Origin of the sequence: Agrobacterium sp. SORGH_AS_0440 (assembly GCF_031453135.1) — a bacterium.
Classification (GTDB): Bacteria; Pseudomonadota; Alphaproteobacteria; order Rhizobiales; family Rhizobiaceae; genus Agrobacterium; species Agrobacterium pusense.
This window is the reverse complement of the sequence record NZ_JAVIYR010000001.1, coordinates 423838-444186: the sequence shown is the minus strand read 5'-3', so window position 1 is coordinate 444186 and position 20349 is coordinate 423838. Positions and strand designations below refer to the sequence as shown.

15 protein-coding genes and 2 pseudogenes are annotated in these 20349 nt (G+C 60.3%); 10 read left to right on the top strand and 7 right to left on the bottom strand.

Going from position 1 to position 20349, the window contains the following annotated elements; all coding sequences use genetic code 11:
- Window positions 1-2: 2 nt before the first annotated feature.
- The 7 genes from QE453_RS02040 to QE453_RS02010 all read left to right on the top strand — a co-directional run bounded on the left by QE453_RS02040 (window position 3) and on the right by QE453_RS02010 (window position 8804).
- On the top strand, window positions 3-896 hold the full coding sequence (locus tag QE453_RS02040) for an NmrA family NAD(P)-binding protein (RefSeq protein ID WP_309776274.1): 894 nt from the start codon (window positions 3-5) through the stop codon (window positions 894-896).
- On the top strand, window positions 887-2071 hold the full coding sequence (locus tag QE453_RS02035) for an LLM class flavin-dependent oxidoreductase (RefSeq protein WP_309776273.1): 1185 nt from the start codon (window positions 887-889) through the stop codon (window positions 2069-2071). The genes QE453_RS02040 and QE453_RS02035 overlap by 10 nt, the downstream gene beginning before the upstream one ends.
- A gap of 90 nt (window positions 2072-2161) precedes the next feature.
- Window positions 2162-3361, top strand: coding sequence for a M20 aminoacylase family protein (locus QE453_RS02030; protein WP_004445497.1), 1200 nt, complete (start codon window positions 2162-2164; stop codon window positions 3359-3361).
- A gap of 34 nt (window positions 3362-3395) precedes the next feature.
- The gene (locus QE453_RS02025; protein ID WP_035206882.1) at window positions 3396-4985 is read left to right on the top strand and encodes an ABC transporter substrate-binding protein; all 1590 of its coding nucleotides are present in this window, start codon (window positions 3396-3398) and stop codon (window positions 4983-4985) included.
- Window positions 4986-5426: 441 nt separating this feature from the next.
- Window positions 5427-5777, top strand: a complete 351-nt coding sequence (locus QE453_RS02020) for a DUF3088 domain-containing protein (protein WP_077985683.1) — start codon at window positions 5427-5429, stop codon at window positions 5775-5777.
- 39 nt (window positions 5778-5816) lie between these two features.
- Window positions 5817-7412, top strand: a complete 1596-nt coding sequence (locus QE453_RS02015; RefSeq protein WP_035206885.1) for an ABC transporter substrate-binding protein — start codon at window positions 5817-5819, stop codon at window positions 7410-7412.
- Between the two features lie 39 nt (window positions 7413-7451).
- Window positions 7452-8804: an LLM class flavin-dependent oxidoreductase gene (locus tag QE453_RS02010; protein WP_309776272.1), complete on the top strand. Its 1353-nt coding sequence runs from the start codon at window positions 7452-7454 to the stop codon at window positions 8802-8804.
- A 16-nt stretch (window positions 8805-8820) separates the two neighbouring features.
- On the opposite strand, the gene QE453_RS02005 is transcribed toward QE453_RS02010, so the two are convergent.
- The 7 genes from QE453_RS02005 to QE453_RS01975 all read right to left on the bottom strand — a co-directional run bounded on the left by QE453_RS02005 (window position 8821) and on the right by QE453_RS01975 (window position 16100).
- Window positions 8821-9792, bottom strand: a complete 972-nt coding sequence (locus QE453_RS02005; RefSeq protein ID WP_022562893.1) for a LysR substrate-binding domain-containing protein — start codon at window positions 9790-9792, stop codon at window positions 8821-8823.
- A gap of 37 nt (window positions 9793-9829) precedes the next feature.
- Entirely contained in the window at window positions 9830-11068 is a 1239-nt protein-coding gene (locus QE453_RS02000) for an acyl-CoA dehydrogenase family protein (RefSeq protein WP_309776271.1), read from the bottom strand.
- Window positions 11069-11136: 68 nt separating this feature from the next.
- On the bottom strand, window positions 11137-12192 hold the full coding sequence (locus tag QE453_RS01995; protein WP_004445482.1) for an aldo/keto reductase: 1056 nt from the start codon (window positions 12190-12192) through the stop codon (window positions 11137-11139).
- 18 nt (window positions 12193-12210) lie between these two features.
- Window positions 12211-13146, bottom strand: a complete 936-nt coding sequence (locus QE453_RS01990) for an ABC transporter ATP-binding protein (protein WP_006698435.1) — start codon at window positions 13144-13146, stop codon at window positions 12211-12213.
- Window positions 13124-14122 (bottom strand): ABC transporter ATP-binding protein, encoded by a 999-nt coding sequence (locus tag QE453_RS01985; RefSeq protein WP_006698434.1) that lies wholly within the window; start codon window positions 14120-14122, stop codon window positions 13124-13126. The genes QE453_RS01990 and QE453_RS01985 overlap by 23 nt, the downstream gene beginning before the upstream one ends.
- Window positions 14119-15114: an ABC transporter permease gene (locus tag QE453_RS01980; protein ID WP_004445477.1), complete on the bottom strand. Its 996-nt coding sequence runs from the start codon at window positions 15112-15114 to the stop codon at window positions 14119-14121. The genes QE453_RS01985 and QE453_RS01980 overlap by 4 nt, the downstream gene beginning before the upstream one ends.
- Window positions 15111-16100: an ABC transporter permease gene (locus QE453_RS01975; protein ID WP_309776270.1), complete on the bottom strand. Its 990-nt coding sequence runs from the start codon at window positions 16098-16100 to the stop codon at window positions 15111-15113. The genes QE453_RS01980 and QE453_RS01975 overlap by 4 nt, the downstream gene beginning before the upstream one ends.
- 269 nt (window positions 16101-16369) lie before the next feature.
- Here QE453_RS01975 and QE453_RS01970 point away from each other — a divergent pair.
- The 3 genes and pseudogenes from QE453_RS01970 to QE453_RS01960 all read left to right on the top strand — a co-directional run bounded on the left by QE453_RS01970 (window position 16370) and on the right by QE453_RS01960 (window position 20295).
- Window positions 16370-17978, top strand: a pseudogene (locus QE453_RS01970) (ABC transporter substrate-binding protein).
- Between the two features lie 109 nt (window positions 17979-18087).
- A pseudogene (locus QE453_RS01965) lies at window positions 18088-19120 on the top strand (ABC transporter substrate-binding protein).
- Window positions 19117-20295: an acyl-CoA dehydrogenase family protein gene (locus QE453_RS01960; RefSeq protein WP_309776269.1), complete on the top strand. Its 1179-nt coding sequence runs from the start codon at window positions 19117-19119 to the stop codon at window positions 20293-20295. Before QE453_RS01965 ends, QE453_RS01960 begins: the two are co-directional and overlap by 4 nt.
- The last annotated feature ends 54 nt before the right edge of the window (window positions 20296-20349 follow it).

Genomic DNA, 20349 nt, shown 5'->3' with positions numbered 1-20349 from the left:
TCATGGCAGCCATCATTCTTGTAACGGGTGCAACGGGCAAGCTCGGGCAAAGGGTCGTCAGCCGTCTTTTGCAACGTCAGGCGGAGGTTCGGCTCCTGACCCGCCGGCGCGAAGACGCGCAAAAGCTGTGGGGCGACAGGGTCGAGATTGCGGAGGGTAATTTTTCCGATCGGGCCAGCCTGAAGGCGGCGGCGCGGGGGACCGACAGGGTGTTTCTGCTTTCGCCCATCGGGGAGACGCTGGCGGCAGACCAGAAGAGGGTCATCGATGCCGCTCTCTCCGCCGGTATATCGCGGATCGTGAAAATATCCGGTTCCGACTGGACTATTGGAAATGCTGCACGCTCGATTTCGGGAGCGGCGCATGGCGAGGTGGAACAATATCTGGCGGCAAGCGGCATCGCCCATACGGTGTTGCGGCCGAACGCCTGGATGCAGGTTGCGCTGGAGCCTGTTGTCGCCGCGCTTCGCAAAGGCGAGGACGTGCCGGCCCGTTTCGGCGATGCGGCGGTCTCCTTCATCGATGCCGACGATATTGCCGATGTCGCTGTACAGGCTCTGGCTTCAGGCGCACCGCTCGTCGGCCCATTGGTGCTGACCGGACGCGAAGCGCTGACGGCGCTGGAAATTGCCCGCATTGCGGCCCGTATCCTGCATCGGCCCGTTGGCGTTTCGCACCATGCTGCCCCCGTCTTTCCGCCGCATATCGGCGCTTTCGAACAGACGGCGATCGGTGAATTCGGAGAACTCATCCGCGAAGGTTTCGCCGCATCCATCACCGACGCCATCTACCATATCACCGGCCGCCAGCCCCGCAGTGTCGAAGATTATCTGCGCGCGCGGCTGGCGACTGCCCCACAGGGCGATCATTCCGAGGGAGAAAAGACATGGCGCTGACTGTTCCGTTACCCGAAGATTCTGAGCTCAAAGGTCTTGAGCTGAAAGGCCCGGCTGATTTCGACGACAGCCCGCTCAGTCGCGCCATCAAGCAGCCCCTGATGCTCGGTCTGTTCCTCAATCTGCAGGATATCAATTTCTCCAGCTTGCCGACCAGCAACAGCTGGACCTTCGATTACAATGTCGAACTGGTGAAGCGTGCCGAAGAGCTCGGTTTCGAAATCGCCTTCAGTCGCACGCAATGGCTGCCGAAGGGTGGTTATGACGGTGAATCCTCGCTTGACAGTTTCATTGCGCTTGGCGCGATGGCGGCGGTGACGAAGAGCATTTTGCTGATCTCCACCATCCACGTTCTTTACGGGCCCCTGCATCCGCTGCATCTCGCCAAATATGGCGCGACGCTGGATCATATCGCCCAAGGGCGCTGGGGCATCAACATCGTCACCGGCCACCGTGCCATCGAACATGAAATGTTCGGCTGGCAGCGGATCGATCATGACAAGCGTTATGACATGGCGGGGGAATTGTTCGATGTGCTCCACCGCCTTTGGGGAGAAACCGAAAACTTCTCTTATGAAGGCAAGCTCAACCCGTGGGCGATCAACAATGGCTGGATCACGCCAAAGCCCGCCTTCGGCCGCCCGCCGCTGGTCACAGCGACGGGTTCTCCCGCCGGTATCGATTTCGCCGCCCGTCATTCCGATCTGGTTTTCGTCACTTCGCCAGGCGGTGCGCATATAGACAGTGCGCTCGAAACGCTTCCCGATCATGTCGCCACCATCAAGAACCGCGCCAAAGCCTATGGCCGGCAGGTGAAGACGATCATCAATCCGATCATTGTCAGTCGCGATACGGAGAAGGAGGCGATCGCCTATGCCGATGCCATCGAGGCCGGAAAGCCGCAGCCCGGCACGCGTGCTTTCGCCACCAACAATTACGACAGCGACGCCCATGCCTGGCGCGGACGCGGTGATGCACGCCACAAGCAGGGCCGCAATCTCGGTGGCAATATCGAAATCATCGGCTCGCCGGAACAGGTGGTCGAGCAGCTTGTCGGCCTGAAGAAGGCGGGGATCGATGGCGTTCAGCTGAATTTCTACGATTTCCGCGAAGACCTCGATTATTTCGCCGAGCGTATTCTGCCCTTGATGAAGGAGGCGGGCCTGAGGCTCTGACGCCTTTCCAGCCCTGATTTTCCTATCCGAAGCCAATCCTTCGCAATCGTCCGATTGCGAAAACGATATTTTTTGTCCTGAGGAGATACCGTGAATATCGCCGTCGATCCCGTTAAAACACCCGCCCCTAAAATCATCGACCGGATCGGGACGTTTGTTCCCGAGCTCGTCTCCATCCGCCACGACCTGCACCAGCATCCCGAAATCGGCTTCGAGGAGGTGCGCACGTCAGGCATCGTCGCTGAAAAGCTTGCTTCCTGGGGCATCGAGGTTCATCGCGGTTATGGCAAGACCGGCGTGGTTGGCGTGCTGCGCGGCCGTCATTCGGGCAATCGCTCCATCGGGCTCCGGGCCGATATGGATGCCCTGCCGATGCCCGAAGAAACCGGACTGCCCTATGCATCCGTCTACCCCGGAAAGTTCCATGGCTGCGGGCATGATGTGCACACCACCATCCTGCTCGGCACCGCCCGTTATCTGGCGGAAACCCGCGATTTCGCCGGCACGGTGGTGTTCATTTTCCAGCCTGCCGAAGAGGGACTGGGCGGCGCGCGCGCCATGATTGCCGATGGGCTGTTTAAGGATTTTCCCGTCGACGAGATTTACGGGCTGCACAATTCCACCCATGCCGCGCCCAATCACCTCAAGGTTTCGCCGGGCACCATTCTGGCTGGTGCGGATTTCTTTGACATCCGCCTGAAGGGCCGGGGTGCTCACGCCGCGCATCCCGATGTCTCCCGTGACCCCGTGCCGGCGACGGGTGAGCTGATCCAGGCGCTGCAGACCATTGTCAGCCGCAACGTATCGCCGACCGATCCCGCCGTGCTGTCGATTACGCGCATCGAGGCTGGATCAGCCTATAACGTCATTCCCGAAACGGCCGCGATTGCCGGAACAGTGCGAGCCTTCTCCGACAGCGTGCGCGAAACCATAAGGGGCCGCATCCGCACCATCTCGGATCACATCGCTGCTGCCTATGGCCTGACTGCTGAGGTGGATATTCGCGACATATTCTCGGTCCTCACCAATGATGACGTGTCAGTGGAAATCGTTGCCGGCGTGGCGCGCGAGGTTCTGGGAGACGAGCGCGTTTCCACCGAGCCCGGCCGCTTCATGGGCAGCGAGGATTTCGCCGATCTTTTGAAACACGCACCGGGTGCGTTTTTCACCCTTGGCCATTCCGGCACGGTACCTGCCCACAATCCCGGTTTCATCGTTGACGACGACATCCTGCCCGTCGGGGCGACCCTGTTCGCGCGTCTGGTGGAAACCCGGCTGAAACCTGCCTGAAATTTAAAAAACAAGTCTGTAAGAGGAAACATCCATGGATATTACAAGACGTAAGACATTGCTTCTGAGTGCCGCCCTGGCCGGAGCCACATTGCTGCCATCCCTGCCGACGCTGGCGGCGGAAACGCCGAAAAAGGGCGGGATCGTCACTTTTGCAGGTCTGGGCGAGCCAACGACGCTAGTGCCGCTTTCCGATTCCAATACGCGCACCCGCGCCATTTCCACGAAAATCCTCGAGGGTCTGGTGCGGTTCGACAGCGAGTTCAAACCGCATCCGGTTCTGGCCGAAAGCTGGGAAACATCGGCCGACGGGCTGCGCTATACTTTCAAATTGCGCAAGGGTGTCAAATGGCATGATGGCAAGGATTTCACGTCGCAGGACGTCAAATTTTCGTTGCTTGCCTTCAAGAAGGTCGGGCCACGGGGGCGCATCACCTTCGCCAATGTTGCCGATATCGAAACGCCTGATCCGCTGACGGCCGTGGTGGTGCTTTCCAAACCCGCGCCTTATCTTCTGCGCGCGCTGACGGGCGGCGAGACGCCCATATTGCCGGCCCATGCCTATGCTTCGGAAAACTACAATGAAAGCCCGAACGGCAATGCGCCAATTGGCACAGGCCCCTTCGTGTTCGAGGAATGGAAACGCGGCAGCTATGTGAAGCTGAAGAAGAACCCGGATTACTGGCAGGCCGATCTGCCCTACCTTGATGGTTTCGTGGCACGGTTCGTCGCCGATGCGGCTTCCACCACCATTTCCGTGGAGACGGGTGAGGCGGATTACACCGCCGATGTCTCCTACAGCGATCTTGAGCGCCTGCGGCAAAATCCGAAACTGGCTGTGGAGGTCTATACCGACGCTTATCTCAACAATGCGGCCGTGTTCGAGTTCAATCTGGAGAACCCAATTCTGGCGAAGAAGGAGGTGCGTCACGCGTTGGCCCACGCCATCGACCGCGATTTCATCAATGACGCCATCTTCTTCGGGACGGCGAAACCTGCCGGTTCCAACATCCCGGCAGTCTTCACCGCCTATAACGACGAAAAGCCTTTCACCTATCCCTTCGATCTCGCCAAGGCGAATGAGTTGCTGGACAAGGCCGGCTACCCGAAGGGCGCGGATGGCACCCGCTTTTCGCTGCGGCTCGCCTTTCTGCCGTCCGACGTCTTCCGTAAAACGTCCGAATATCTCCGCTCATCCTTCGGCAAACTCGGCGTGAAGGTGGATATCGTCGAAGGCGATCTCGCCACCTTTATCAAGCGCGTTTATACCGAGCGCGGTTTCGACCTGACGGTGAACGGCATCAGCCGGTTGTTCGATCCGACAGCGGGCGTGCAGCGTCTTTACTGGTCCGATGGCATCAAGAACCCCGCGCCTTATGTCAACGCCGCCCACTATAACAATCCCACGGTGGACAATCTTTTCCGGGCGGCCGCCATCGAGGTTGATGAAACGAAGCGGGCCGGGCAGTTCCATGAGATCCAGAAAGTCGTCGGCGATGACCTGCCGAATTTCTCGATCGTTGCTTTGCCGACCGTCATTCTACGCAACACCAGCCTGAAATCGCTTGTGACGACCATCGACATTGCCTATGGCGATCTGGCGACGGCCTGGAAAAGCGAGTGAGGACAGAAATCCGATCACCCTGCGGCGCGAAGTTATGACGAACTTTTCTCCGCATTCAACGTCATCCTCGGTCTTGCACCGAGGATCTCCCAAGGCATTCTACGCCTTGTAGATCGCAGATGCTCGGGACAGGCCGGAGCATGACGAAGGAGAGGTTTTACGCCAACAGCATCTCACCAGAACCCGGCAATTCTGCCGGGTTTTTTATTGCCGAAACCCACCCTCCATCCTGTTTGCACCTTCGCGCGGCAAGCCTGTTTCAGGGAAAAACTTTGCGCATGAGACAGATCGGGTGAAACAGCGATGCCATCCACAAAAATTTCGAAAAAATCAATTTCATCAATAATTTAGCGCAAAGCTTTTCTTCGTTTCCAAGCAAGAATTGCTTTCTGGACCCGCGCTATGGCCGCCTGCACTGTGAGCTGGAAATCTCACCCTCACATGATGGATGCCATGGCCAAGGATACGCTTTTTTTGATCGCTCCCGGTTTCGAGGACCCCAAGCACCCCGGTGTCCGGTTCGTCTGCCCGCATTGTAACCAGATCGAGGGTCTGCTCGCCGCGTTTCCTGACCTTGCCGCTGGGATCGACGTCCAACGCGTCGGGTTCCAGCGCCCACGTGAGGCGGTTATCGCCGCCGTGGGGGAGGAAAATCAGTCGCTGCCGCTGTTGATCTTCGCCGGCGACGCGCCTGCCGACGTCACGGTCAAGGGCGAGACGCATTTCATTCAGGATACCAAACGCATTTTGCAAATCCTCGCCGAGCGCCACGGGTTTCCGCAGCTGCATTGAGTTGCCGCACCCCGCATATCGGATTTTTCGGAGACAGACATGACCATTTCCAGACGCCAGTTTCATAAGATCGCACTTGCTGCCGGCGCATTCGTGGCGCTCCCGGGCGGTTCTTTCGCCGCGGCCGAAGAGCCGGTTTCGGGCGGCACGCTCAAGATTGTTTATTTTCCTGAGCCGACCCAGCTCGTGGCCATCAATACCAGTGCGGGCGGACCCCAGTTCATCGGTTCGAAGATTTATGATGGGCTTCTGACCTATGACTATGAGCTGTCGCCGAAGCCGAGCCTCGCCAGGGAATGGAGCGTATCGGCGGACGGACTGGAATATGTTTTCCACCTCCAGCCGAAGGCCAAATTCCATGATGGCAAACCGGTTACATCGGCGGATGTGGAATTTTCCATCCTGCGGCTGAAAGAGGCCCATCCGCGCGGTCGGGCGACGTTTGCGAATGTCGAGAGCGTCGATACTTCCGATCCGCTGGTCGCAAAGGTGAAGCTCTCCAAGCCGGCACCGGGCCTGATCACCGCGCTCGCGTCGTCTGAATCGCCAATCGTGCCGAAGCACATCTTCGAAACCTTCAAACCGACCGACAATCCCAAGCCTGCCCAGATCATCGGCAGCGGCCCCTTCGTGCTCAAGGAATGGGTGCCCGGCAGCCATATCCTGCTGGAGAAAAATGCCGACTACTGGGATGCGCCGCGCCCCTATCTGGAGCGCGTCATCATTCGCCTCATCAACGATGCGGGCGCCCGCGCGGCGGCGCTGGAAACCGGGGAAGGGGATATTGGCCCCAACCCCGTGGCGCTCGCCGATCTGGAGCGGCTGAAAGCAATCCCGACGTTGAAGGTGGATGACCGCATCTATGCCTATGCCGGCCAGCAGAACCAGCTGGTCATCAATCTTGAGAACGAATATCTGAAGGAACTGAAGGTCAGGCAGGCCATTGCCCACGCCATCGATGTTCCGGCGCTCATCGATACCGTGCTTTACGGTTACGCCGTGCCATCGCCGACGCCGATCAGCCCCGGTCTTGCAAAGTTCCACAATCCCGATATCGGTTTTGCCAAGTTCGACGTCGCGCAGGCGGAAAAATTGCTGGATGAGGCCGGTTTCCCGCGCAAGGATGGCGGCAAGCGTTTCAAGCTCCGGGTCACCACCAACCCGTTCAATCCGCAGACCTATTCGGATTTCATCGCGCAGGCGCTGTCGAAGATCGGGATTGAGGCCGATATCCAGAAATTCGATTTCGGCACCTATGTGAAGGTGGTCTACACTGACCGCGCCTGGGACCTTTCGGTGGAATCCCTGTCCAACACTTTCGATCCGACGGCCGGCGTCCAGCGCGTCTACTGGAGCAAGAACTTCAAGATCGGCCTGCCATTCTCAAATGCCAGCCACTACGCCAATCCGGAGGTGGACCGGCTGCTGGAAGCGGCGGCCGTGGAGCCTGACATCGAGAAACGCGCTGCCTTCTTCAAGGAATTTCAGGCCGTTGTCGCGAAAGATCTTCCCGTCATCAATCTCGTCGCACCCATCCAGCCGGTCGTCGGCAGCGTGCGCATCAAGGATTATGCGACGGGGGCCGAAGGTCTCGGCGGCAATCTGGCCAGGGCATGGCTGACGAAGGAGGCGTGAGCCGCCGCAGTTGGTTCTTAGAGCAGTGAGGTCATTTCCATGAGCAGAAAATCCGAAAAGCTGGTTCTCAACGCCTTCATCTATCCGGGCGGACATCACGAAGCGGCCTGGCGGCATCCGGATTCGGAGCCGCACCGCGTCACCGATATCAGGCTTTATCAGGATATCGCCCGCAAGGCCGAGGCGGCGAAGCTGGATGCGATCTTCTTTGCCGATGCGCCGGTACTGGATGCCAATATCCGCTATGCCGCCCGCCACCGGCTGGAGCCTATCACCATGCTGGCGGCGCTCGCCGCCGTCACCGAAAAGATCGGCTTCATCGCCACGGCGTCGACCACCTATTATGAGCCCTATAATCTCGCCCGGCTGTTTGCCTCTGTTGATCATATCAGCGGCGGCCGTGTGGGCTGGAACATCGTGACGACTTCGGCGGATGCAGCGGCCGGCAACTTCAACCTCCAGAAGCACCCGCCGCATGCCGATCGTTACCGTCAGGCCATCGAGTTCGTCGATGTGGTGACGAAGCTCTGGGACAGCTGGGAGGATGATGCCATCGTCGCGGACAAGGAAAGCGGACTGTTTGCCGAAACAGATCGCATCCATCCCGCCAATCACGATGGCGAATTTTATCGGGTGCGGGGCGCACTGAATGTGCCGCGCTCACCGCAGGGACGGCCAGTCTATGTTCAGGCAGGCTCCTCGGAAGAAGGGCGCGGTTTTGCCGCCCATTATGCTGAGGCAATCTTTACCGCGCATCAGACTCTGGAGAGTGCGCGGTCTTTTTATTCCGACATCAAGCGGCGTGTCGCGGCCACGGGGCGCAATCCCGCCCATGTGAAAATCTTACCCGGCATCAGCCCCTTCATTGCATCAACCGAAGACGAGGCACGAAACCTTGAGGCCTCTTTCAACGATCTCATCCAGCCGGCATTTTCGCTTGGGCAATTGCAGCGCATTACCGGCATAGACCTGTCATCGGCCGATCTCGACCGACCGCTGCCGCAGGAGGCCGTGGAAGCGACACGCGCGCAGGCGAACAGCAGCCGCCATCAGCTGGTTCTCGACGTCATTGACCGGGAAAACCCGACGATCCGGCAATTGCTTCACCGGCTTGCCGGCGGGCGTGGTCACAAGGTCATATCAGGCACACCGGAACAGGTGGCGGATTGGATAGAGACCTGGTTTCGCGAGGGTGCTGCCGACGGATTCAATATCATGCCGCCATGGCTGAATGGCGGGTTTGATCTCTTCGTGGACGAGGTGGTGCCGATCCTCAAACAACGAGGCCTCTTCCGTGAGGATTATGAGGGCGACACGTTGCGTGATCACTACGGCCTGCCACGACCTGACAATATTTACGTGGCGAGAGAGCCGCAAAAGGAACGCGCCTGAGGTGGGACGGGCGTGTTCAGGCGGCGGCCTCAAGAGCGCGCATATCCTCGCGCAACAGAGCGAGTAGAGATGCGACCTCTGGTAGCCGCCGTCTGTCAGGACTGGTCAGGAGGTGATAGCGGCTGGCGGTCGGCTGCGGCGAACCAAAAGGAGCGATCAGGCGGCCGCTTTTCAGTTCTTCCGAAATCAGCGAATGACGCACCAGGCCTATGCCGTGCCCGGATGAGATCGCTTCTATCAGCGCGGTCTGGCGTGAAAAACGCGGACCCGTTGCGGAAAGCCTGAGCGGAATGCGGCAGGCGCGAAGCCAGTTCGCCCACTCAAATGCCGGGTCAAGGCCATTACCACGCAGCAGCGCAAAGCCGATATCACGCAACCGCTCCGGTTCGCCTGCAAGGCCATGGCGGGCTGCAAATTCCGGGGTGCAGACGGCGCTGACGGTGTCGGGAAATAGCGGTTCATGAATGAAGCCGGGAATTTGGGCGGCGGTGGCGACGATGGCGCAATCGGCATCAAAATGGGTGAGATCGACGGTATCGCCCTCGATGGATTCGATCGAAAGCTCGACGTCTCCGAGTGCCGGAACGATGCTGCCCAGCCGCGGCGCAAGCCAGCGGGCGGCAAAGCAACCTTCCGCCAGAACTTTCAACTGCGGCCGTGCATTCGAAACCATCAGGTCGGAAAGACTGCCGATCATGGTCTCGAAAGCGTCCGCCAGACCGGGATAAAGTGCGCTGCCGGCATCGGTCAGCACCAATTCACCGCGCTGGCGGCTAAAAAGCGGCTGGCCGAGATGGGTTTCGAGAATGCGAACCTGCTGGCCGATGGCAGCGGTCGAAACATGCAGCTCCTCCGCGGCGCGTGAGAAGCTGGCGTGGCGCGCAGCCACGACAAAGGCGCGCAGGGCCGTCAACGGCGGCAGCCGGGAAAGCGTGGGCAGGCGAAAAGCTGTCCGGCCCCCGGCGGGAGCGACAAACTCCGTTCTCATTGCTGCTTCTCCTTTGTCGGCTGCATCGTCCGCACAGTCAGAACACCCGGCCTTCCCTGAGATGTGTCGTCGTGCCGTTGAGATAATAATCACCGATCACCCGCGCTTTGTGGGCAAGCGGATTGTGATTGTAGACGGTGCGGATATTGCGCCAGTGACGGTCGAAATTCCGGTCGCTGGATGTCGCCGAGCCGCCCCCCAGTTCATAAAGGTTGGTGGCAACGGTCAGCGACAGCTGCGAGGCAATGATCTGGGTGCGGGCAGTGGCGAGCGAGCCTTCCAGCAAGGCCGCCTCGATCGCCTCTTCATCGCCGGTGGCGAAGGCGGCCGCGGTACGGTCGAGCGTTCGGGCTGCTTCGCGGATAAGGGTTTTCACCGCGAAGCCGCCGGCGCTGATTTCGCCGAGCATCTTCTGCACGAAGGGGTCCTGATTGGCGGTTTCGGCACTGCTGTGAAGCGTGGTGCGCGCCTGGCGCAAAACATACTCGACACCGTCATTCAGCGCGCCCTGAACGGCGCCGGCGGCCGAGGCGGCAAGGTGCAGCTGCCGCATAGCCGAACTGTGCCGGCCAATCTGGCTGCCGAGCTTACGGGTCGTCAATTCATGCGGCAGAACCTCGACATTCTCGAGCAGAACACCGCCGCTCGCCGTCATACGCTGGCCCATGCTGTCCCAGTCATCGAGGATGGTGATACCCTGGCGATCAAGCGGAATAAGCACGCCGATCGGTTGCTCGTCATCGCCGATAGCGCTGAAAGTGCCAAAATCGGCAAAGGCGGTGCCGGTTGCATACCATTTGCGACCGTTCAGCCGGTAACGGTCGCCATCGGCGCTGAGCCGTGTGGTGATTTCGCCGGGGCGCTTGGTGCCCTGTTCGGTGCTGGCACCGGCGAAAAGCTTGCCGGCGAGCACATGTTCGAGATGGCGCCGGTCTTCCAGCTCGATGGGGGCGAGAGCGAGGTTTTCGGTAAAATTGAAATGGCTGCGAAGCGCGTGCGGAATATTACTGTCGGCTTCGCCGAGGATCATCAGCACCTCGATATAGTCCGCAATCGAGCCGCCCGGTCCGCCCTTGGCTTCGGGAATACGCAATGTACCGATCTTCGCCTCCTTGATGAGGGCGAAGATATCGTAAGGAAGTTCCCGCTGGCGTTCGCGGCGGGCGGCATCCTTTGCTGCGATAGCCGCAATGTCCTTTGCCCGGGCCAGAATCTCGTCACGGCTCGGTACGCCGGAATTGTCGGTGGTGGTTGTCTGCAGTTTCGGAGTGGACATTGCGGTTTTCCCTGAGCGGATGTGAGGGCCTGCGGCACAGCGCGCCGCAGGCATGGTCTTCTGGACGATCAGGCGACCGCGCGCGGCTTGAGCGCCGGGCGGTGCGCCGCTTCAAGATTGCGCGGCACACGGCCTTCGACGGGGTGGCTCGGATCGTTGAAACCGGGTGTGGAGGGATGGCCGGTGGTAACGAGGCTGTCGACCAGCGCTTCATCTTCCGCATCGATCTTCACATCGAGTGCGCGAATATATCCGTCCCAATGCTCTTCGGTGCGCGGGCCAGTGATGGCGGCGGTGACGAACTTGTTGTTCAGCACCCAGGCGAGCGCAAAATCCGCCGCTGAAACACCTTTCGAAGCGGCATGGGCCGCGACCTTTTGGGCGATCTCGACCGATTCCGGACGCCATTCCGTTTCCAAAACGCGCTTGTCGCCACGGCCAACGCGGGTATCGGCGCCGGGCTGTTCGCCAGGCTGGTATTTGCCGGTCAGCACGCCGCGGGCGAGCGGCGAATAGGACACCACGCCAAGGCCGTAATGATTGGCCGCCGGCAACTGCTCGGCTTCGGCCGTACGGTTGACGATGTTGTAGAGCGGCTGGCTGGCAACCGGCCGGTCGATGCCGAGCTGGTCGGCCAGATGCGAAATTTCGGCTATGCGCCAGCCGCGGAAATTCGACACGCCGAAATAGCGCAGCTTGCCGGCGCGGATGAGGTCGGCAATGGCGCGCACCGGCTCTTCCAGCGGCGCATCGAACACGGCGCGGTGGAAATAGAGGATGTCAATGTAATCGGTGTTGAGGCGGCGCAGCGAATTTTCGACCGTTTCGATCACCCATTTGCGCGAATGGCCGCCAAGGTTCGGGCCCTTGGTATGGGAGTTGACGAATTTCGTGGCCAGAACCCAGTGATCGCGCGTGGCCTTGATGCCGCGGCCCACGACCTCTTCCGACTTGCCGTCGTGATAGACATCGGCGGTGTCGATGAAATTGATGCCCTGTTCGCGAGCCTTGTCGATGATGCGGAAGGCCACGTCATCCGGCGTCGGGCCTCCGAACATCATCGTGCCGAGGCTCAGCGGTGAAACTTTCAGCGCGCTGCGTCCGAGATAGCGATAGTCGACCATTATGGTTGCTCCTTCAGTTTATTGGGCATGGTGGCAGGCCACGGCGTGGTTCTTGCCGAAAAGGGTATAGTCAGGTGCTTTTTCGCGACAGAGATCGGTGGCGAGCGGGCAGCGTGTATGGAACCGGCAGCCGGATGGCGGATTGTGCGGGCTCGGCAGATCGCCCGAAATGGGGGCCGCCTGCTTGCGGCGGGCGGGATCCGGAACGGCGGCGAGAAGCGCGCGGGTATAGGGGTGTTTCGGGGATGCCCAGAGTTCCGATGTGGGCGCGCTTTCGACGATCTTGCCGAGATACATGACCAGCACGCGATCGGAAAAATAACGCACCACGGAAAGGTCGTGCGAGACGAAGAGATAGGACAGCGAAAGCCGCTTCTTCATCTCCACCAGAAGATTGAGAATCTGCGCCTGTATCGACAGATCGAGCGCCGAGACCGGCTCGTCACAGACGACCAGTTCCGGTTCCAGAACAAGTGCGCGGGCAATGCCGATACGCTGGCGCTGGCCGCCCGAGAATTCATGCGGATAACGGTCGAGTGAATCCGCCGGCAGGCCCACCTGCGCGACGATGGCTTCAACGATCTCCCGCTGGCGCGCCCGGTCTCCTATGCCGTGGACCTTCAACGGCCCGGTAAGGATGGTGCGCACCGTCTGGCGGGGATTGAGCGAGGCAAAAGGATCCTGAAAGATCATCTGGATGCGGCGGCGAATGCCGCGCAGTTCGGACGATGTCATTGCGGTCACATCCGCACCCTTGAAGGTGATCCTGCCGGAAGACGGTTCGACCAGACGCATCAGGGACTTGCCGAGCGAAGATTTGCCGCAACCGGATTCGCCCACCAGGGCAACGGTTTCACCCGCCTCGATATCGAGCGACACGTCATCGACGGCGCGCACCGTGCCGCGTCCGCCCGTATAATGGGTGGAAAGACTATGCACCGACAAGAGCGCCATTGGGTATCTCCTGAGATGTTGGAGCAACGAAGGGGCAGGCGGCGTAACGGCCGTCTGAAATCTGCCTCAGCGGTGGTACATACTGCCCGCAGAAGCCGCGGGCGCTCGGACAGCGCGGCCGGAAGGCGCAGCCGCGTTCCCCCGTGGCGGAAACGATGGAGCCGGGAATTTCGATGAGCGGCCCGTCGCGATAATGCTGGCCGTCTTCGGCGCGCGGCGAGGCGGCAAGCAGGCCACGCGTATAGGGGTGGTAGGGATTGGAGAAAACCGGTTCCGGCAGCCCTTCCTCCACCTTGCGTCCGGCATACATCACCATCACCCGGTCCGCCCATTGCGCCACGATGCCGAGATCGTGGGTGATGAGGATGACGGCCATGTTGAGATCACGGCGCAGATTGTCGAGCAGCTGGAGTATCTGCGCCTGTATCGTCACGTCGAGCGCGGTTGTCGCCTCGTCGGCAATCAGCAGTTTCGGATTGCAGGCAACGCCGATGGCGATCATCACGCGCTGACGCATACCGCCGGACAGCTGGTGCGGATAATCATCCACTCTACGGCTGGCATCGGGAATATTGACGAGGTCGAGGAGCTCAATGGCCCGTTTGCGGGCCTGATGCCGGTCGATCTTCTCATGGATGCGCAGCACCTCGATGATCTGTTCGCCAACGGTCAGAACCGGGTTCAGCGAGGTCATAGGCTCCTGAAAGATCATGCCGATATCGCGACCGCGAATGCCGCGCCATTGTTTTTCCGAAAGCGGCAGCAGATCGCGCCCTTCGAGCAGAACCCGCCCGCCCGTCTTGGCGTGGGAGGGCAGGAGGCCGATCAGGCCGAGCGCCGTCAGGGATTTGCCCGAGCCGCTCTCGCCGACGATCGCGAGCATTTCACCGGGGCTGACATCGAAACTGACGCCTTTGACGGGCTGGGCAGAGCCGAAGCTGACGGAGAGGTCATGGACTTCAATCAGTTTGCTCATCGGCGTTCCTCCGAAAAACGGGGGTTGAGCGCATCGTTGAGGCCGTCGCTGATGAGGTTCAGCGAAATGACGGTGAAGACGATGGCGAGGCCGGGAAGGGCGGTCAGATACCAGGCGGTGCGGATGACATCGCGGCCGGACCCGATCATCGAACCCCAGGAAACGCGGTTGGGGTCACCAAGGCCCATGAAGGAAAGTGCTGCTTCCATGAGGATTGCGCCCGCCACCATGACGGAGGAGGTGACGATGATCGGCGGCAGCGCGTTGGGCAGGATTTCCTGAAACACGATGCGCGCATGGCCGTAACCGAGGCTGCGCGCGGCAAGCACGTAGTCCTTCTCGCGGATGGCGCGGAATTCGGCGCGGGTGAGGCGTGCCACCAGTGGCCAGGTGATGATGCCGATCGCCGAGGTGACCGTGGTGACTGAAGGCTGGGCGATGGCGACGAGCACGACCAGCAGCACAAAGTTGGGCAAGGTCTGGAAGATTTCGATCAGCTTGACGAGGATATCGTCAATGATGCCGCCGAAATAACCAGCGAAAGCGCCAACGGCGATGCCGATGGTGAGCCCGATCAGTGTCGCCACGACACCGACGGTGAGTGAGATGCGCGCACCATGCACGATGCCTGCCAGAACATCCCGGCCCATGGAATCTGTGCCAAGCGGATAGGCCGCGTTCTGGCCGGGCCACAGGAACGGGCGGGCTACCATTTCCAGGGGATCGCCGGGATAGATCAAGGGGGCGATCAGCGCGGTAACGATGACGGTCGCGAGAAACAGCAGGCCTACGATGGCGTTGGGATTGGTGAGGAAGATTTTCAGTTCCCGCCGAAGGCCGCGGCGGGGCACGGAAACGGAGCGGGCCGAGAGCGCATCCGGCGCATGGATATAGGGCCAGGTCTTTTCTTCGGGCTTCTTCGGTTTGGGGCTGGTTTCTTCAGCGCCGAGTTCGGCCGTGTCGAGAACCGCTGATGTATGGGAGGAATTCATCGGCTTTCTCCGATGCGGGGGTCAAGCCATGCCTGCAACAGGTCCACGGCTGCATTGACGATGATAACGACGAGGGAGGAGAGAAGCAGAATGCCGAGCAGAACGCTGAAATCCCGCGCCATGACGGCTTCGAAAGCAAGGCGGCCAAGGCCGGGCCAGCTGAATACGGTTTCGACCACGACAGCACCACCAAGCAGGCCGCCAATATGCATGCCGGCCATGGTTGTGATGGGGATCAGCGCATTGCGCAGAATGTGGCGTGTGGTCAGCCTGATCGGTGAAACGCCCTTGGCACGAGCGGTGCGCACATAGTCCTGCGACTTCACCTCCAGCATCGCCGCGCGGGTGAGGCGGGCATAGATCGCCAGAAAATAAAGTGCCAGCGACAGGGCGGGGAGGACAATATAGCGCAGCCGGTCCAGCAGGGCGGAAAACCCGGTGAGGCTGCTGCCTATGGTGCTGTCGCCGCCCGAGGGAAGCCAGCCGAGCTTCACCGAAAAGGTAAGGATCAGCATCAACCCGATCCAGAAACCGGGTACGGAATAAAAGATCAGCGAGCCGATGGAAATGATCCGGTCTGGCAGCTTGCCGGAAAAAAGGGCCATGATCGAGCCGAGAAACACGCCGACGAAAATCGCAATGCCAAGCGCCGCGCCCATCAAGGCAAGCGTGCCCGGCAGGCGCTGGCCGATGAGATCAGCCACCGGCATGCCGTAGCGCGGCGAAAATCCGAGGCTGAACTGGGCGAGATTGCCGAGATAATTCATCAGCTGGTGCAGGACCGGAAGGTCCAGTCCGAAACGATTGCGGATTTCCGCCATGGTTTCGACCGTTGCCGAACCCGCTTCCGCCGCCAGTACATCGGCGGCATCGCCCGGCGCCAGCTGCAGCAGGAAGAAGTTCAGAATGACAATACCGAGAACCGTCGGGACGGCCTGAATGGCCACCCGTTTCGCCTGCGATAAAATCCTTGTCGAATTTGACATCGGCTCCAGTCCGCAATCGTTAAAACACAAATCCGCCGGTCAAGGCACGGACATTAGTTGACTAATTTTATGGAATTTGTCAAAGAGTAATAGAATTATTTTCTGAAATTTACGGAAAATCGCGCCTTAAAAAAAAGATAATTCCTATTTGTGAGAATGGTTGGTTCACTATACCAATCTCGTTCTCGTCCGAGGAACAAACTTCTTCCCAAGCGCAAGAGTCCAGTTTCGCCGGTTTTTTGCCGGTTCAATCAAGGAGAGGGTATCGCATGACTGTTTTCAACCAGACGACGCGGCGGGGATTTCTGCTGGCGTCGGTCGCCCTTGGCGTGGTGTCTTTGCCTGGGCTGAAGCTTCGCGCGGCAGAGCCTGCCAGTGGCGGAACAGCCACGTTGCTTATCTCGTCGGAACCGCCGGTGCTGACGACGATTGCGCACACGGCCTATAATTCCGTCTATATATCACCGAAGGTCACCGAGGGTCTGCTGACCTATGATTTCGATCTCAATCCCAAGCCGCTGCTGGCAAAATCATGGGATGTGAGCGCGGATGGCCTGCGTTACACCTTCCAGCTGAGGACCCGGCGTTAAATGGCATGACGGCAAGCCCTTCACATCCGCCGATGTGGCGTTCTCCATCAACACCATCAAGGAAGTGCATCCGCGCGGCCGCAACACATTCCTCAATCTGACTGCCGTCGAGACGCCGGACGAGCTGACGGCGGTGCTGGTGCTTTCCAAGCCCGCGCCCTACCTCATTACGGCGCTCGCCGCCGCTGAAACGCCGATCGTGCCGAAACACCTCTATGAAGGGACGAAAGTGACCGAAAACCCGGTCAATCTCGCACCCGTCGGCACCGGCCCGTTCAAGTTCAAGGAATGGGTACGCGGCAGCCATATCGTTTTCGAGCGCAATGCCGATTATTGGGATGCGCCGCGCCCCTATCTCGACAAGCTCATCGTTCGCTTCATTCCTGATGCTTCCGCCCGCGCGATTGCCATTGAAACCGGCGAAATCGATCTCGCGCCCAGCACGCCGGTTGCCTATAGCGATCTCGACCGTTTGAAGGAGCTTCCGAGCCTCGGCTTCGAGACCAATGGCTATCAATATACCAACTCGATCAGCCGCGTGGAGTTCAACCTTGAAAAGGATGTCTTCAAGGACGTTCGCGTGCGCCGCGCTTTCGCGCATGTCATCGACCGCAACGTCATCTTCAACACCGTCAACTATGGTTACGGCGCGACGATCACCGGGCCAATCAATCCGAAGCTCACGAAATGGTTCGTGGATGATCTGAAGACCTATCCGATCGATCTGAAGGCCGCCGAAGCGCTGCTCGATGAGGCCGGATACAAGCGCGGTGCCGATGGCATCCGGTTCAAGCTCAATCTGGATTACGTGCCGAGCACCGAGGCCTATCCGCGCGGCGCAGATTATATTCGCCAGGCGCTGGCGAAAGTCGGCGTCGACGTGACGGTGCGCACGCAGGACTTCGCCACCTACACCAAGCGCATCTATACGGATCGCGACTTCGATTTTGCCTATGAGGGCATGAGCAATCTTTTCGATCCGACCGTGGGTGTGCAGCGGCTTTATTGGTCGAAGAACTTCAAGAAGGGCGTGCCTTTCTCCAATGGCGCGGCTTACAGCAATCCCAAGGTGGATGCACTTCTTGAAGCGGCCGCCATCGAGATCGATCCCGACAAGCGCGTCGCGCAATGGAAGGAAATCCAGCAGATCCTCGTCGAGGACGTGCCGGCCATCGACATCGTCGCCGCACCTGAAATCACCATCTACAACAAGCGTATCGCCGATCATACGATTGGTGCCGAAGGTGTGGCGGGAAGCCTCGCTTTCGCACACATCGCCGCATCCTGATCGTCTCACCAGACCCGGCTCCCCCTTGCGGCGGGCCGGGATGTCTCCCTTCAGCCGACGGGCGCCGCAGCTTCGCTTTCCGGTGCCATCGTTTCATTGAGGCCATTCCATGAGCACGACACTTTCTGAAATCTGGTACACACGCTGCCCGGTGCCCACGCCAGTGGGGCTCGCGGCGCAGCTGGGTTATCTCGAGCAGAACCTTCAAAGAGGCCGGCATAGCGCTGAAATCCATCATCGATTCTCCTGACCGTTCCGTTCGCCAGAGCCATTTCAACCACACGCTGGAATGGTCGTTCCGCCATGGCGGCAATGTGCCGCCTATCCGTGCCCGCTCGGAGGGGCGCAATACGCGTCTCATCGGGGTGACGTGGACGGATGAGTTTCAGGCGATCATCACCCTGCCGGAAACCGGTATTCGTTCGCTTGGCGATCTCGTCGGTCGTCGTTTCGGCGTGCCGCGCCGGCCGGAGGGCATCGTCGATTTCATGCGGGCGACGGCGCTGAAGGGCATCGTTTCGGCGCTCTCGCTGGAAGGGCTGAAGGTCGGGGATATCGAACTCACAGATATTGTCATCAAGGATTCGGTGCTCGCCTCGCAGGAGGGGCCGTCGCTGTTCGGCCTGAAGCGGCGGCAATCCTTCGGCGAAGAGATCATCGCGCTCCTGCGCGGTGAGGTCGACGCGATTTTTGTCAAGGGAACGGCTGGCATTGCCGCCGCGAACCTGATCGGCGCCGTGCAGGTGGCGGAGTTCGGTTTTTACCCCGATCCGAAGATACGCATCAATTCCGGTTCACCCCGGGTGTTGACGGTGGATGGGCGGCTTGCCGATGAGCGTCCCGATCTGGTCGAGCGGCTGGTTGCCGCCATCGGCAAAGCCTCGCTCTGGGCGGAGCAGCACCCCGAGGAGACGCGCCGTTTCATCGCGCGTGAGGCTGGCGCGACGGAAGAACAGGTTCTGGCCGCCAACGGCGCGGAGGTTCACCGCCATCTTGGCCTTGGCCTCGATGCCGACCTTGTCGGTGCCGTGGGCCATTACAAGGACTTCCTGCACCAGTGGGGCTTTCTCGAAAACGACTTCAATCTTGAGGACTGGATCGATGATCGTTTCGTTACGGCGAATGAAAGGGCGGTGGCATGAGCGTCGCACTTTCCGCCGTTCCGAACGCGTCGGCGCAGCCCGCCGATCCGGTCGCCGTGGCAACCGCGCTGGCCGAAGATTTCAGCCTGACGGCTGCGGACCATGACAAAAGCGGTGAATTCGCTGCGGGTAATTTCGAGGCGCTTTTCAAATCAGGCCTGCTCGGTCTTGTCACGGCCGAGAAGGATGGCGGCTGGGGCGAGGGCATGGAAACGACCCATGCCGTCATCACAGCCATCGCCAAGGGCGATCCATCGACCGCTCTCATCCTCGCCATGCATTATAGCGTCCATGCCGCGATCCGGCGCGGCAAGTGGCCGGGGGCACTGGCCGCAAGGGTGCTGGCCGCCAATGGCCGGGAATTGGCACTCCTCAACAACGCGCAGGCAGAGCCGGGTGTCGGTTCGCCGGCCCATGGCGGCCTGCCGGAAACAACGGCGCGAATTGAGGGCGATGTCTGGGTGGTCAACGGCCGCAAGAGCTTTGTGACTGGCCTGCCGGGCCTGAAATGGGCGATCGTGCTCGCCGTGACGACGGAAGAGACGCCGCGCCTCATCCAGCTCCTGGTTCCTCTCGACGCGACTGGAATCACCCAGGAAAAGGCATGGGAAGCGACCGGCATGTACGCCACCGCCAGTCATGATCTGGTGTTGGAGGACGTCAGGGTGCCACTTGCCGATATCGTGGCCGAGCAACCGGCGGATGAGCCGCTGCGGCGCGATGAAGTGGACGGTTACAATTTCTTCGTGCTGCTGGCTTCCGTCTATCACGGCGTCGCGCTCTCGGCGCGGGACGATCTGCTGCGCCATCTTAATGGCCATGTTCCGGCGAGTCTCGGGGCACCGCTGTCCTCCATCTCCCGCATTCAGGAAGGTCTCGGTCAGATCGAAGTATTGCTGGCGGCGAACAGACGCCTGCTTGCGTCCGTCGCCCGGGATATCGATGTCGGGGAGAGAGTGGGAACCGATGCACTGGCCGTTCGCCATGTCGTGATTGACAATGCGGTGGCGGTGACGGATCTGGCTCTGGAACTGGGCGGCAACCGCGGCCTGCGCCGGGACTACAATCTTGAGCGCCATCACCGCGATGCCATCACGGCACGGGCGCATGCGCCGCAGAGCCATATGATCCGCACGATCCTTGGCCGCCAGAGCATCAAGGCAGCCGGCGGCTGACCGGAGAAGGCATTGGGCGGCCCTGTTCCAGCAGGGTCGCCCGGCAGCGTCACC